This window comes from Sphaerospermopsis aphanizomenoides BCCUSP55 (genome assembly GCF_001586785.1).
GTDB classification, from domain to species: Bacteria; Cyanobacteriota; Cyanobacteriia; order Cyanobacteriales; family Nostocaceae; genus Sphaerospermopsis_A; species Sphaerospermopsis_A aphanizomenoides_A.
Genome location: NZ_LUFH02000004.1, coordinates 20,823 through 34,390, shown reverse-complemented (window position 1 = coordinate 34,390; position 13,568 = coordinate 20,823). Strand labels below are relative to the sequence as shown.

Annotated in this window: 12 protein-coding genes; 7 read left to right on the top strand and 5 right to left on the bottom strand. The window is 37.3% G+C overall.

Translation table 11 applies throughout. The features are described from left to right. Positions 1–61 precede the first annotated feature (61 nt). The 4 genes from A0J48_RS01675 to A0J48_RS01660 all read left to right on the top strand — a co-directional run bounded on the left by A0J48_RS01675 (position 62) and on the right by A0J48_RS01660 (position 2,783). Positions 62–274 (top strand): hypothetical protein, encoded by a 213-nt coding sequence (locus A0J48_RS01675; RefSeq protein ID WP_200319723.1) that lies wholly within the window; start codon positions 62–64, stop codon positions 272–274. 128 nt (positions 275–402) lie between these two features. Next, positions 403–894 (top strand): DUF6174 domain-containing protein, encoded by a 492-nt coding sequence (locus A0J48_RS01670; protein ID WP_200319721.1) that lies wholly within the window; start codon positions 403–405, stop codon positions 892–894. Positions 895–1,214: 320 nt separating this feature from the next. Then, entirely contained in the window at positions 1,215–2,030 is an 816-nt protein-coding gene (locus tag A0J48_RS01665) for a radical SAM protein (RefSeq protein ID WP_200319719.1), read from the top strand. Between the two features lie 129 nt (positions 2,031–2,159). Further along, positions 2,160–2,783, top strand: a complete 624-nt coding sequence (locus A0J48_RS01660) for a 4Fe-4S single cluster domain-containing protein (RefSeq protein WP_200319717.1) — start codon at positions 2,160–2,162, stop codon at positions 2,781–2,783. A gap of 45 nt (positions 2,784–2,828) precedes the next feature. Here the strand turns inward: A0J48_RS01660 and A0J48_RS01655 are convergent, their stop codons facing one another. Both A0J48_RS01655 and A0J48_RS01650 read right to left on the bottom strand, forming a co-directional pair. Further along, positions 2,829–3,266 carry a hypothetical protein gene (locus A0J48_RS01655; protein WP_200319715.1) on the bottom strand — a complete coding sequence of 146 codons (438 nt, stop codon included), beginning with the start codon at positions 3,264–3,266 and terminating at the stop codon, positions 2,829–2,831. 15 nt (positions 3,267–3,281) lie between these two features. After that, on the bottom strand, positions 3,282–3,764 hold the full coding sequence (locus A0J48_RS01650) for an adenosine-specific kinase (protein ID WP_200319714.1): 483 nt from the start codon (positions 3,762–3,764) through the stop codon (positions 3,282–3,284). Positions 3,765–4,487: 723 nt separating this feature from the next. Between A0J48_RS01650 and A0J48_RS01645 the strand changes: the two genes are divergently transcribed. Next, positions 4,488–5,084 carry a Uma2 family endonuclease gene (locus A0J48_RS01645; RefSeq protein WP_200319712.1) on the top strand — a complete coding sequence of 199 codons (597 nt, stop codon included), beginning with the start codon at positions 4,488–4,490 and terminating at the stop codon, positions 5,082–5,084. Positions 5,085–5,239: 155 nt separating this feature from the next. On the opposite strand, the gene pgmB is transcribed toward A0J48_RS01645, so the two are convergent. Next, positions 5,240–8,119: a beta-phosphoglucomutase gene (gene pgmB / locus A0J48_RS01640; RefSeq protein WP_200319710.1), complete on the bottom strand. Its 2,880-nt coding sequence runs from the start codon at positions 8,117–8,119 to the stop codon at positions 5,240–5,242. Between the two features lie 79 nt (positions 8,120–8,198). Further along, entirely contained in the window at positions 8,199–10,622 is a 2,424-nt protein-coding gene (locus A0J48_RS01635) for a sucrose synthase (RefSeq protein ID WP_200319708.1), read from the bottom strand. A gap of 875 nt (positions 10,623–11,497) precedes the next feature. On the opposite strand from A0J48_RS01635, the gene A0J48_RS01630 reads away from it, so the two are divergent. Further along, complete coding sequence (locus tag A0J48_RS01630) at positions 11,498–11,635, top strand: hypothetical protein (RefSeq protein WP_200319706.1); 138 nt, start codon at positions 11,498–11,500, stop codon at positions 11,633–11,635. A gap of 294 nt (positions 11,636–11,929) precedes the next feature. Further along, positions 11,930–12,223, top strand: a complete 294-nt coding sequence (locus A0J48_RS01625) for a HetP family heterocyst commitment protein (protein WP_200319704.1) — start codon at positions 11,930–11,932, stop codon at positions 12,221–12,223. Positions 12,224–12,442: 219 nt separating this feature from the next. Here the strand turns inward: A0J48_RS01625 and A0J48_RS01620 are convergent, their stop codons facing one another. Next, positions 12,443–12,847 carry a protein tyrosine phosphatase family protein gene (locus A0J48_RS01620; protein WP_234300663.1) on the bottom strand — a complete coding sequence of 135 codons (405 nt, stop codon included), beginning with the start codon at positions 12,845–12,847 and terminating at the stop codon, positions 12,443–12,445. Positions 12,848–13,568 lie beyond the last annotated feature (721 nt).

Genomic DNA, 13,568 nt, shown 5'->3' with positions numbered 1-13,568 from the left:
GGGGATAAAATAATCAATTACAGATTACAAATGATAAGTATTCAGGATCGAGAATTTAGATATGAAACGTTATCTGCCTTTGATATTTATTGGCACTATCTTGTTTGTAGCAGGAGGGGATAAGGTATTTCCTGGTGCTATTGGCAAATTTAGCACTCAGACTCGTACATCTGTCAACAACTTTTTGATAGGTAGTTTTCCGGTTTGGAAACCAAAGACAAATCCATATCAACGCACAGAACGCGAACTCGAAGAAACAGATCAAAAAAAGTAGTTTTTGAGAGGATTTGTGCAACTTTGCATTGATGTCACTCGTCAAAGTTGGGAGAGTCTACAAAGGTAAGCATTCGTGCAATGTTTACCTAAAATACAGACAAATAACCCAAACAGATAAGGATGAATATGCGTTTACCACTAACTATTGCTGCGGGATTAGTAATTTCTCTGGCTTTTAATGTACCTGTGCTTTCTAATTCTCCTCTACCAACAGCACAAACACGACCTAATCAAGCAAAGATGATTCAGTTACAGGTCAATCGTCGGTTATGGCGGAAGCGGAATATATCCAACTATCGTTATACTCTAACTAGAAGTTGTTTCTGTACGCCTGAAGCTAGAGAACCAGTAGTGATTGAAGTCCGTAAAGGTGTCACAACTGCGGTTACTTCTGTGAAAACTAATCAGCCTGTGGATAGAGAATTATTTAAAAAGTATGATAATGTTCCCAAGCTTTTTAATGTGATTCAAGATGCAATTAATCGGAAGCCATCAAGTTTGATTGTGAAGTATGATCCCAAATTTGGTTATCCAACTCAAATTAATGTCGATTATAACAGTCAAATAGCTGATGAGGAACTATATTTGACTGTGGAAAAGTTTCAAGTTATTAAGTGATATCATGTCCGTTTGTTCGCGTAGCGTCTCGTCAGAGATATACTTATCATCAAAAAAGAGGGTGTAGGGTGTGGGGCTAGTAACTGAATCAAAATATCTATCTAAATCCACTCCATATCTGATTAAATAAGCACCTATCATCGAAGATATGAGTAGGTTTAACGGTTGAGAGGAAAAATAACCTTTTGTCACCTGTTACCAATCACCAAGTACCAATTTACCTCACAACTTCCTCACAAAATAGCTCTAGATTTGAGAATTACTCGAGTTATTGGGTTGATATCAACAGATTCTAGGCTAGGCTAGACAATGAGGTAGTTATGTGTACATTGCCATCATCCCAACAACCATTTTGTCCTTCTGTGTATGGGCCTGTAAATTCTTGGCGATTTGGGCGATCGCTTGGTATTGATCCGATTGGGTTAATATCTACTTGTTCTTTTAACTGTATATATTGTCAGTTAGGAAATATTCAAGAAATTACAACTAAACGACAAATTTTTATTCCTACTAGTCAAATTTTCTCAGAGTTACAAGCGATCGCACAAAGAGAAGTACCCATAGACGTGGTGACAGTCAGTGGTAGTGGTGAACCTACCCTAGCATTGAATTTAAAGGAAATTTTGGCAGCTACCAAAGAGATTTTCCCACAACCGAAAGTAGTATTAACTAATAGTACCTTGCTGAGACAGCAATCTGTTCGTGACGCTTTAGCATTAGCAGATATTGTTGCCGTGAAACTAGATGCTGTTTCGTCAAATCAACTACGGCTGATTAATCAGGCACAAGAGACAATAGATGTAGCAGATATTGTCAAAGGAATTGAACAATTTAGACAGGAATATCCGGGCAGGATGGCAATACAAACTATGATTTTGTCTGCTTGGACAGCAGAAACCCAAGCCCATTATATACACTTAATTAAGTGTCTCCAACCTGATGAAATTCAACTTAACATTCCTTCCCGTCCCCGCGTCTTAGTTAGTCAGCTAGAATCTAGAGGTAATGAGATTGTCGAATCTCGTTCTTATGCTTGTGATAATTTCAAACTTATCAATCCTGAAGAACTAGCTGCGTTAGCAGAAAAGATTCACAATATCACAAAAGTTCCTGTACGTTACGCTACACAGAAATAGTGTCAGAAGGCAAAAGGCAGTTGAGTTCCGAGTGCTGAGTAAGAATTTGCTTCCCCTGCTTCCCCTGCCTCTTCTTCCTCCACACCCCACACCTTACACCCTAGTTTCGATAATGAAGGAGTTAAACAAATGGAAACAAAGTCAACTGAAATTTTGTTAGCACTTAAAGAAATTCCTGCTGGCTATCTTAACATTATGGGTTATGTTGATAAGTCAGAAGTTAACGGACCTGGTTGTCGTGCAGTTGTGTGGGTGCAAGGCTGTCCTCGTGAGTGTGCTGGTTGCTTTAATCCCGACTCTTGGACATTTGAAATTAACCAATTAGTGGCTATTGATACTTTAGCCGCAGATATTCTTAAAAATCCCGATAATACAGGGGTAACTTTCTCTGGTGGTGAACCATTTTGGCAAGCATCTGGGTTAGCTACTTTAGCACGTAAAGTCAAAGCTGCTGGATTAAATGTGATGGCTTTTACTGGGTTTACCTTGAAGCAACTGCAATCTGAATCAGCACCTCCTGGTTCTCAAGAATTGTTAGAACAATTAGATATTTTAATTGATGGTCCTTTTGTCCAATCTCAAGCCATTAATTCTCCCACATCTCCGGTTTCTTCTAGAAATCAACAAGTTCATGTATTTAACCCAGAATTTAAAGATCAAATTAGCTGGGCTAGTGACCAAATAGAAGTTCATATTCTCAAAGATGGCGATCGCATTGTGACTGGTTATCAAGGTTGGTTAGAACTAACTTAAACCTGAGTCGGGGAAAGGGGAGCATTTTACTTTCCCTTTTAATCTTTAAATATGTTCTGGGAAATTGTGTCTATTTAATGATGATTGCATCCACTGGTAAGCTACAAAAATTAATAATAATCCAGTCAAAAATAAAAACACCATTAATGCGATTTGATACCACAGCACGAGAGGAAGTAGTAAATCTAAAATTAAGTGCATTAAATTCATAATTCCATAAAACACAGTCAAGCCAAAATGTATGACTCGATAGCGTTTATTTTCTGTGAACGCAGTACCAATAATTGCTAACATTGGCAACACAAAAAATACCAACATTAACCAAAAAATCCCCGAAACTTCATTGAGTGATGTAGCTTGTTGCGATTCCACTACATTTAAACCGTGAAATAATGGCATTAAACCTAGTTGAGTATGAAACAGTGTCCCTAATAGAAACACTGTCCACAAAGTTATGATTTTCTCTCGATAATTAATCGCCATATTTTTTCACCCTAGCTACATTTTATAACCAAAGCGACGCAGTAAATCTTGACGTGCTTTTATATCCTCAGCACCTTCTACACCTTTGGGTAAAAAACCATCAATAACACCAAGAATACCCCGACCTTGTTCAGTTTCTGCTAAAATTACTTGTACAGGATTAGCGGTAGCACAATAAATATTGCAGACTTCTGGACATTGTTTAATGGCATTGAGAAAGTTAATAGGATAAGCGTCTTTGAGTACAATGATAAAACTGTGACCTGCGGCAATTGCTTGAGCATTTTTAGTGGCTATTGCTTGTAAAATTTCGTCATTGCCAGCAATTCTAATTAAACAAGCGGCTGATGCTTCACAGAAGGCGATACCAAACTTTACCTGTGAGGATATCCCCACCATAATTTCATATAAATCTTCTACGGTTTTGATAAAGTGGGTTTGTCCCAATATCAGGTTACAACCGACGGGAATTTCTAAAGTAACGGTTTTGAGTTCCATATTTTATAGATAAAAAAAGTTGTTATGGAACTATTGTGATCTTGTTTAGAGTGTTGAGCCTCAGTAGTATGGATTTGAACATGTGTGATATTAGAAATTGAATGCGGAGAAGTTGAAGAACGGATGTATATATATAATTATCACATCATGCTAAAACAGGAGTAGAAAAAGCCATTGAAACCGACGAAACCACAGCCACCAATTGGATAAATGAACAACTTGCAGCCTTGGGTATTAATTCCCTGTAAATATTTGTCCAAACCCCATTAATTCTGAGATAATATAAATAGCCTAGGTATATCCTCTACCCTAACCACCTAAATAGTATCATCTTATGTCAGAGCAAATTTACAATATCACAGTAGAAAACCAAGACCTGATTATCAGGTTCAAAAAAGATATTATTTAGCTAGATACTCTCAAAAAGTTTTTAGATTATCTTGAGTTGGAGTCTTTGAGACAAAAAATCAGTATGACAACAGCACAAGCTGAAACTCTAGCGCAAGAAATAGATATTGATGTATGGTCAAATATCAAACATAAATTTGTTGGAGAGTAATTAGTGTCTAGCAACCAGCCAATTATTGTAAACCTAATAATTTTTTATTTTAAATTATAATGACTTCAACAAAATAAACTAACTTCAGTTAGATTGAAACCTTCCTGCGGAGGAAAATATCAATCAAGTATAATCAAATTAGCAAGTCTAAGTGAGTAACTGCTATGGTCTTACTTCAAGAACTATCAGAAATATTGCAAGCACAAGACCCAGAAGAACGGCAAATTATTACTGGTGTCAGTTGGGAAAGTTACGAAGCATTACTGAATGATTTAGGTGACAGCTTAGAATATAGAGTTACATATTTAGATGGAGTCATAGAATTAATGTCACCCAATCGTCGTCACGAAAAAAGAAAAACTGTTACTGGTTCTTTATTAGAAATTTACTTTCAAGAAAAACGCATTCCTTATTTTCCCCTTGGTTCTACAACTTTCCGTAAACAAGCAAACAAAGGAGGAGTAGAACCAGATGAGTCTTATTGTCTAGGTACAGAAAAAGAATTTCCTGATTTAGTAATTGAAATTGTTGTCAGTAGTGGAGGAATTGATAAATTAGAAGTTTATAAAAGATTAGGGGTACAAGAAGTTTGGTTTTTTACCAATAATCAATTTACAGTTTATTATCTAAATGGTGAAACTTATGAAGTTATGACAAAAAGTGAATTATTACCAGATTTAGATTTAAAGATTTTGGCAGAATATGTAGTTTTCGATTATCCTTTAGAAGCAGCATTAGCTTTTCGGGAGAAAATTCAATAGATAGTAATATTTTAGCTGGATAGTCCAAAATCAAGATAATTGGGAGTTGAAATATCATGATTATTGCACAAGAAAAACTCTGCTATTCACCCGAAGAATATTTAAAATTTGAAGTAAATTATCAATTGTCAATTGTCAATTATCAATTGATCAAATCAAATCCTTGATTTTTGTAAAGCAATATCCCTAAATTTACCTTGCAATTTTTCCCAAGTCATACCTGCTAAACTGGGTAAAACAATGTGAGCAGTTCCCACTCGTTCCGGTGGACCCATACCCACAGCCCACATCCCTGCGGCTAAAGCTGCATCAATACCTGCGGCTGCATCTTCAAACACTACACATTCCTGCGGTGGAAGTCCTAACTGCTGGGCTGCAAATAAAAATAAATCTGGTGCGGGTTTGGGTTTTTGGACACTATAACCATCGGCGATCGCATCAAATTTATCACTAATCCCCAATTTCTCCACCACTACACGCGCATTTTTACTTGCTGAACCAAGAGCTATTTTAATCCCCGCTTGTCGCAAATCATCTAACAAAGAAACTGCACCTGGTAATAAATCCTTGGGTGTGATATGTTGAATCAACTCTACATAGTAATCATTTTTGCGTTCCATCATCTCCTGTATTTGTACTTCTGAATATCGTCTATCACCAATAATTAACATCAACGAAGCACGGCGAGAAATTCCCCGCAAGGCTTCATTTGCTTGACGGTTAAAAGGTAGACCTTCTTCATCTGCTAACCGCTGCCAAGCTTGATAGTGATATTCAGCAGTATCTGTTAACACACCATCTAAATCAAAGATAATTCCCCGAATGTTAGGGAGGTGGGAAGGTGGGGAAGTGGGGCGTAAATCGAATTCATGCCATTTTCCATGCCAGTATAATTTAAACTGCAAGCGTGTCCAACCAGGAGGCAGATGGGGATTAGCTACGGGTTGATGATCTGTAAATTGGATACCTGCAAAACCAAAAACTACAGCTTGCCAAATTCCCCCAGCACTAGCGCCATGAATACCTTCATTAGTATTCCCCCGTCTATCTTCCAAATCTACCATAGCTGCTTGCATAAAGCGTTCATAAGCCTCCTGGGTTTTGCCTAAATCTGCGGCTAAAATTGCATGAATGGCAGGCCCTAGAGAAGAACCATAGGTGATATCGGTACGGGGTGCGTAGTAGTCCCAATTTACCTGCAAGGTGTTGTGTTTATAGAGACAAACCGCAGATTCCCGCATCAGATATAACAACATTAATACATCTGGCTGTTTAAGGACTTGGTGTTTGTTTGCTCCTTCAATACCTAAAATCGCCTGCATGGACTTGTGGCGTGGTTCATAATCAGCTAAGTTGATATCATCTAATTGCAAAAACCCTTCACATTGCTCAATTAGTCCTGTTTCTGGGTTGTAGGGAATCCAGATTTTAGCAATAATATCTTGCCAATGGGTTTTAATTTCGTCAGTCAGTTGCAATTTTGTCTCTATTTCCGTGGCTTTTTCCGGGAAATTACGGTGTAACCAATCATCAACTATACCAGCTTTTTCTAAATGCCATTGCACCATGCGATTAGTAAAGGCATTGTTATGGACTAACTCATGGTATTCATCCGCACCGATGACACTGCGAATTTCATAACGTTGATGTTGAGAATTAAACTCAACCCGACTATGCCAGAAAATTGCGGTATCGAGAATTATCTCCGCACCATAATCTCTCAGCCATTGATCATCACCAGTCACTCGCCAATAATACCATACAGCATAGGCGATATCTGCGCTAATATGAATTTCCCGATCGCGGCACCAAATCCGCACATCTTCGCCATAATAATCACTAGGTAGTGACCATCTGGGCGTGACTTCATCACCTGTCACCGCACTTTCCCAAGCATACATCGCCCCCTGATATCCATAATGAGTTGCTTTCCGTCGCGCCCCATCTAAAGTGTGATAACGATAACTGAGCAAATTACGAGCTATTTCTGGTTGAGTAAAAGTAAAAAATGGCAAAATAAAAATTTCCGTATCCCAAAAAATATGTCCGTGATAACCAAAGCCAGAGAGGGTTTTAGCAGGAATACTTACCCTCTGATCATGGGCAGCAGCGATTAATAACTGAAACAAATTATACCTAACAGCAAAAGCGGCTTTACTATCACCCTCAATGATAATGTCACTTTTTTCCCACACCTGGATCCATGCCTGTTCATGAGCATGATGGAGAGTGATATAATCTGTTACCTGGTCTAGTTTAGCTTGTGCAGACGATACTGGTTCTTCAACATCTCTAGAAGTAAAAACTGTGACAATTTTTTCTATGGTGACAGTCTGCTGTGGTTCAGAGAAGAAAGTTGCAATGATGCTGGGATAACCAGGTGCAGTATTAACTTGCATCGCTGCTTCAATTCCTGAGATGGTCATTTTTGCAGCCATACCGATATCAATGCGGGAGTAGCGGGTGCGACTGTGTAACCAAAAACCTTTGTCAATCTTCCCTTGGTCTAGTCCTTCCCAGTGATTGAAACCTTTATTTTCCGGATAGCCGTTGATACTAGCTTGGATTTCAACAAATCCATTAAAATCTACTGTTGTTAACTGGCAGCGTTGACCTAAAACATGATGATCCGCTAAACTGGCGAAGCGTTCAAAGCTGATATCTATGGTTTTGCCGGTGGGACTACGCCAACGCAGAGAACGACTGAGAAGTCCTTGATGTAAGTCTAATTTCCGGCTGTATTCTAAGATTTTACCTTGGTCGAGACGAAAGCGATCGCCATCTATCATCACTACCAATGGTAGCCAGTCTGGACAGTTGGCTAATTCGGTATAAACTACAGGCACATTGTCATAAACACCATTAATAAATGTAGCAGATAAGGCACGAGGATAGCTTTCTTCAAATGTTCCTCTGGTTGCTAAGTAACCGTTACCAATAGTGAATATTGTTTCTCTGGCTTGTAATTGGTCAGGGTGGATTTGGTTTTCTGTTAATATCCAGTCTGTGTAAATAAAATCGTTTTTTGTTTCCATGTTTATCATTAAATATTGCTTAGTGAATATAAATTTGTCTCACGCAAAGGCGCAAAGAGGAAGAAGAGGAAAATGAGTTTTAAATGGGAGCGTATCGTTTTTGATGTTGGGTGAGAATTTTTTCGGCTCTGGGTCTATAAATGAGATAAAATAATGTTTCCATATATCTATCTCTTGCATCGTTGTCTTCTGGGGCAATAAAGTTCCAAAAGCTGAAGGTTTTTGCTAACAATAATAATTGTTCTGTGTGTGATTTCCAGTTGTATTTATGGCGGATTCTTTCAATCATCCACTGGGATGTTTCTGTCCAATATTCTGGGTTGGCTTCACATCTATTTAAAAAGTTGATAATTGTTTTAGCTGTTCCTTCTAAATCCGTTGGGTTAAGATGAAATCCATTTTGCCAATTTTCGATAATTTCTAATGATCCTCCAAATTTAGTAGCGAAGGTTGGTAAACCGGAAATCATTGCTTCTAATATGCTACGTCCAAAGGCTTCATAAAGGGCAAAATGAATATAAATTCCTTGGTAATCAGCAATTATCCGATAAGCTTCACCGATTTTGCGACTGGGTAAGCGCATCCCTAACCAACGGATTTTTCCATACAGATGATATTCGTTAATTAGATTGTGCAGTTTTTGAATTTCTCTTGCTTCTTCTAAGTCTGTAGCTTCGTCTGCATACAATTTACTACTTAATAAAATTAGGTTACACCGAGTTTGTAATTCTTGATTTTTGCCAAAACATTCTGTTAATCCAGTCAGGTTTTTAATGGAAGTAATGGGAGCAACTGCAAAAATTGGTCTTTTCTGAACATCGTCTAAGTAGCCGAGAATATGATCATCTCGTTTTTGGAATAATAAATCTTGAATTTGTTGGCTTTCTTGAGGATTTCTCTGTTCTTTTTGACTGTAGGGGAAAAAGCAAGTTTCACTGACTCCCGGAGGCACCATATTAAATTTAGGGTTAAATAAATCAATGCCATCAATTACATGATAGAGTTGGGGCATGGTAAAACATTTGTAAGATTCATATTGTCCCATTGTGTCTGGTGTACCGATAATTTCTTGATAGGATGAAGCTACAATAAAATCTGCTGCATTCATGCTAATTAAGTCGGCAGTAAATTGGGCTGAGAAGTGATATTTATCTTCTAAATCCTGCCAATATAAGTTACTAAATAAGTGTTTGGGTTTTTCTAGGGAATGGGCAATATTGCATTGTGTGACTTTTAAGCTACGCGAGAGAAGAAATGCCACTAAGTTACCGTCTGTGTAATTACCAATGATTAAATTTGGTTTGCCTTGAAATTGTGCTAAAAGTTCTTTTTCGGCATCTTCGGCAAATCTTTCTAAATAAGGCCAAATTTCAAATTTAGAAATCCAGTTATTGGTAATTTCTGAGTCAAAATCTTGAAAGGGAACGCGCAAAATCCAAGCATTTTCTGTATTGTGAACTTTCTCTAACCGTAAGTCACAAAATGTACTCCCACAATTGGGAATCAGGCGAGTTAAAATAATTACATGAGGTTTAATGCCAAAAATGTCAAGACCAGCAAGTTTGATTTCTTCTTGGAGTTTGTTTTCTAAACTGCGTGCTTGTTCAAGGACATAGATAACTTGACCTAATGTTTCATCTCTTCCCAAAACGTCTTCTTGTGCTACCCAACCATGTATGGAAACGAGAACAACCCGAAAGACTGCGGGAATACGCGCGACAAAAGCTTCAAGAATAGCAGGTTGGGGTGTGTCGATGAGTCTTTGCAGCAGTTCTAGCGTTTCTCTAACTCGTGCTGCATTATTACCCCAACCAGCTTCTAGACCAAGTTCTTGCAGATGTAAGTGAAATTTTTCGTAGGGTGCATCAGGAGGTAATTCACTTAAAAATCTGATGGCTGGTTTAATTTGTTTAGCAAACTGGATACCTGAAGAGATGCGATCGCTAACTAACAGCCTCATGCCATTGTATTCTATGCCTTGTAATGCTTGAAATAATTGTTCTAGCCAATATTGAGGTGCGGTGACAAATTGATTGCATAGATAATGGTTGAGGAAAGTTAAACCTTGACCAATGTTCCTAGGGTCGGTAATTCTCGGAGATGCTTGGTAAAAGGGGTGGAGATCAATTTCTAAGATGTGCGGTTGGGAAAGGTTGACTAAGCGATCGCTTACATCTAAAAATTCTTTTGATGTCATTAAATCGCAACTAGTAAAATCTGCGGTTAGTCTCCACACTTCTTGACTAGCAATTCTCGGTCTGACAATGAACCAAGTATTGTCCTGTTCGAGAATTATTTCATGGGTGTAGTGTATGAGAGTACCTAACGAGGAAGAATGGTAAAAATAAGCAGGCTTTTGAGATTGATGACAATAATTTGCAAAAGCTTGTAAGATTTCATTTCTCAGCAAGTACCGTTGCTCAATATGATCTAAAGATAAAAGAAAATGACTTAGATCAGTTTTTTCCTCACTGGTTAAAACAGCTTGAAATAATTCATACATAGGGAATTACCAGACTATAGCTAGGTCATAACCTCATTTTTCTCTCTTCTAAAACCGTGGTTTGAGATGATTAATTGAGTGAGGTGTATATTTCCTTGATCGTAATTAAGTTGTAAAAATAAGCGCGTCTAGCTGAGGTGTGAAATCTAGGGGTAATTCTTTAGATATAGGATGAAAGTCAGAATTCAGGAGTTAGGAGTCAGAATTTTTGATGAAGAGTTAGATTATCAAATTTACATATCAAATTTAAGCTTTTTCTCTTTCTCCCTTCTCCTTTGCCCTTTAACTGGCAAGCATTTGCAGTTCTATTTTTGTGTCTTGATATTTCAATACCTGCTAGTTGGCATTTTGTAAACTGCTAGTGTGACAGTATTCAAATAGGCATTTAATGAATATGTAAAAATTATCTTAAGCTATCATTTTTTTGGATAAAATTTGCCAAATTGGCTAAACTGGCTCAAAAAAAATAGTATTCTGCATATCAGATGAATATCTGTGTTCCCTATTTTTTAAATCACAAAATTGACTGAGATACTCAAGTAAAGGACATCGGCTGATAATTTACATAAATGTAAGAAAATGTAAAGGGGAATGGGTAAAGTGAAAGTAAAAATTGATAAAATTTCTGATTTCCCGACTCAGAAATGCCAAAACAGAAACTGTCACATTAATCGGTTGTTCATGAGCCAAAAAGACCAAAATCAGAGATGAACTCAGCACTAGGTTGTAAATTCAATATGTGCTGCTATTAATTATTTCCACAAAAAAGTCACAGAAAATAATAGTGTTTTTATTTTGTTAAAAATGTAGTTGATATTAACAATAGTAGTGATGAATCTACTTAGCCTTGAATATCAACTATGTAATTTACGTCTGTGGCTAATGAGGAGGAATGTATTAATCTCCACTGTGGGAAAATCTTGGGTGGTGACAAGCAATCGCTAAATGCTTCTGAATTTTTAGCATTTATAAACATTGCTAATACAGGACATCATCTAGCACATCACTTATAGCAAGAGTCAGGAGTCAGGAGTCAGGAGTCAGGAATAAAATCCTCTTTTAGTGGGAGTTTCATTATCAATTGATATCCTGACCATCCTGTCCACGGCTGTAACTTAACATTCAACAATTGACAATGAAAAATGAACAATTACCTCTCCTGTCAAGGGTAGAGGATTGAAAGTAAGAACAGGTTTATCTGGCACTTTCTCTTGAAAAAGAGAAGTTTTAAACCAAATTAACCAATTGTCAATTATCAATTGTCCATTGATAAACCTTCAATTATACAAGTTGTATCAGGGCCAGTCATGAACTACCGAGTTTCTTCTTCTCAAACAGATGTTCAGAATCTTATTACTCCTGAAGAATTAAATCAAATCATTGAAGCTATTGCTGATGGTAGATATTCCTGGGCTTGTGTGCTGATTTTACGTTTTATTGGCTACAATCCACTACATTACATTCCCCAACGTACTTATAGTCGTTTAATGAAAGAAAATAGCCAAATGAACACGGCATCTATATCTACTAGTAAGCCAAAACTTCATGCTGTAAATAGTTCTCATTGTGTGACTTCATCTCAAATTTTCAGTCCCAATTAGTAGTTTGGGGTGTAGGGGTGTAGGGGAGAGATGAGTAATGAGTAGAAGACAAGTAAACCACTCGGTACTCGGTACTCGGTACTCAACTACCTCCTGCCTTCTACTTATATAGGAATCATATTTGATTCTTGAAAAACACTCCGTACACTTCCCCTGTTCCCTGTTAAGAGTTCCCTGTTCCCTCTCTACACAGATAATTTCAAAAATCAAATACCAGTCCTATAACAAGTTTAAACTAATAGCCTGTTGCCATACTTGCTCAAATTTAATGCCTTGTTTAGTAGAGATATATAATAATACTATAGCTGCCGAACGTTTTGAATTATCACAATGTATCAGCAGAGGTTTAGGTAGTTTGCTAATAGTTTGAAATATCTGAATTGCAGCTTGATGATTGAGATTTTCGATGTTTGTAGGCATATTGACATAACACAATCCCAAAATCTCAGTTTTTTCTTGTTCATTTATCCATAAACATGATTCATCTGGAAAACATAGGTTAAGGACAGATTTATAACCCTCATCAGCAAGTTTTTGTAGCTGTTCTGGTGTAATTTGTCCACTTATTGCTAATTCCTGATTAATTTTCCTGACAATATTTATTGGCAGCACATTGTCAATCATAGGTTTTGGGGGAAATAATGTTAAGTAAAAAGCAGCAGTAAAAACCTTTTCCTCAGCGGGTTGCTTTGGTGGGTATTTTACATTGAAGAAGCTTTTTGCATAAGTCGGGTAAAGCTGAAGAGAGAATTTTAAAAATATAAAATCAGCAGTATTGGTTAGTATCTTAATTACAAACCTATCCCAAGCTAAATATCACAATTACAACAGGTTGTGACTGTTAAGTTCACATCAACTTCATAACTTACTCCTGCAAATAAAATTTGCTAAAAATTTATTTATTTGGTTTTCCTACACCCTAAAGCTTTCTTTTTCACTTTTGACAGCCGCGTTTGCGTAGCTTCTCCAAGAGAAGTGATACTAATCTTCACTCTCATATTCACTCTAGAACAAGAATTTGAGGATCTTGTGAGGGAAGAATCCTTGTAGAGTACAGGACTTACGCACAAAATCTACCATCAGGGCTGGGTGTAGGGTGTAGGGTGTAGGGTGTAGGGTGTAGGGTGTAGGGTGTAGGGTTTTTTCCTTTCATTAACCTATCCTACAACAACCTTATTTTTCGTTATTTTGCGTAAGTTCTATTAATATTGACTTACTTGTAAACTTTAGAGTTATCCTCACAAGTTCCTCATGTTTTCATCTTAACCTTCAAAGTAGAAACCAGAAAGACACATACATGACACTTACACTTTACTCCTGCTGTTTTCTGGGGACTAGGTAAGAG

Coding starts and splice junctions, on each gene's coding strand:
- A0J48_RS01675 (WP_200319723.1), top strand. CDS start 62: ATGAAACGTTATCTGCCTTTGATATTTATTGGCACTATCTTGTTTGTA.
- A0J48_RS01670 (WP_200319721.1), top strand. CDS start 403: ATGCGTTTACCACTAACTATTGCTGCGGGATTAGTAATTTCTCTGGCT.
- A0J48_RS01665 (WP_200319719.1), top strand. CDS start 1,215: ATGTGTACATTGCCATCATCCCAACAACCATTTTGTCCTTCTGTGTAT.
- A0J48_RS01660 (WP_200319717.1), top strand. CDS start 2,160: ATGGAAACAAAGTCAACTGAAATTTTGTTAGCACTTAAAGAAATTCCT.
- A0J48_RS01655 (WP_200319715.1), bottom strand. CDS start 3,266: ATGGCGATTAATTATCGAGAGAAAATCATAACTTTGTGGACAGTGTTT.
- A0J48_RS01650 (WP_200319714.1), bottom strand. CDS start 3,764: ATGGAACTCAAAACCGTTACTTTAGAAATTCCCGTCGGTTGTAACCTG.
- A0J48_RS01645 (WP_200319712.1), top strand. CDS start 4,488: ATGGTCTTACTTCAAGAACTATCAGAAATATTGCAAGCACAAGACCCA.
- pgmB (WP_200319710.1), bottom strand. CDS start 8,119: ATGGAAACAAAAAACGATTTTATTTACACAGACTGGATATTAACAGAA.
- A0J48_RS01635 (WP_200319708.1), bottom strand. CDS start 10,622: ATGTATGAATTATTTCAAGCTGTTTTAACCAGTGAGGAAAAAACTGAT.
- A0J48_RS01625 (WP_200319704.1), top strand. CDS start 11,930: ATGAACTACCGAGTTTCTTCTTCTCAAACAGATGTTCAGAATCTTATT.
- A0J48_RS01620 (WP_234300663.1), bottom strand. CDS start 12,847: ATGATTGACAATGTGCTGCCAATAAATATTGTCAGGAAAATTAATCAG.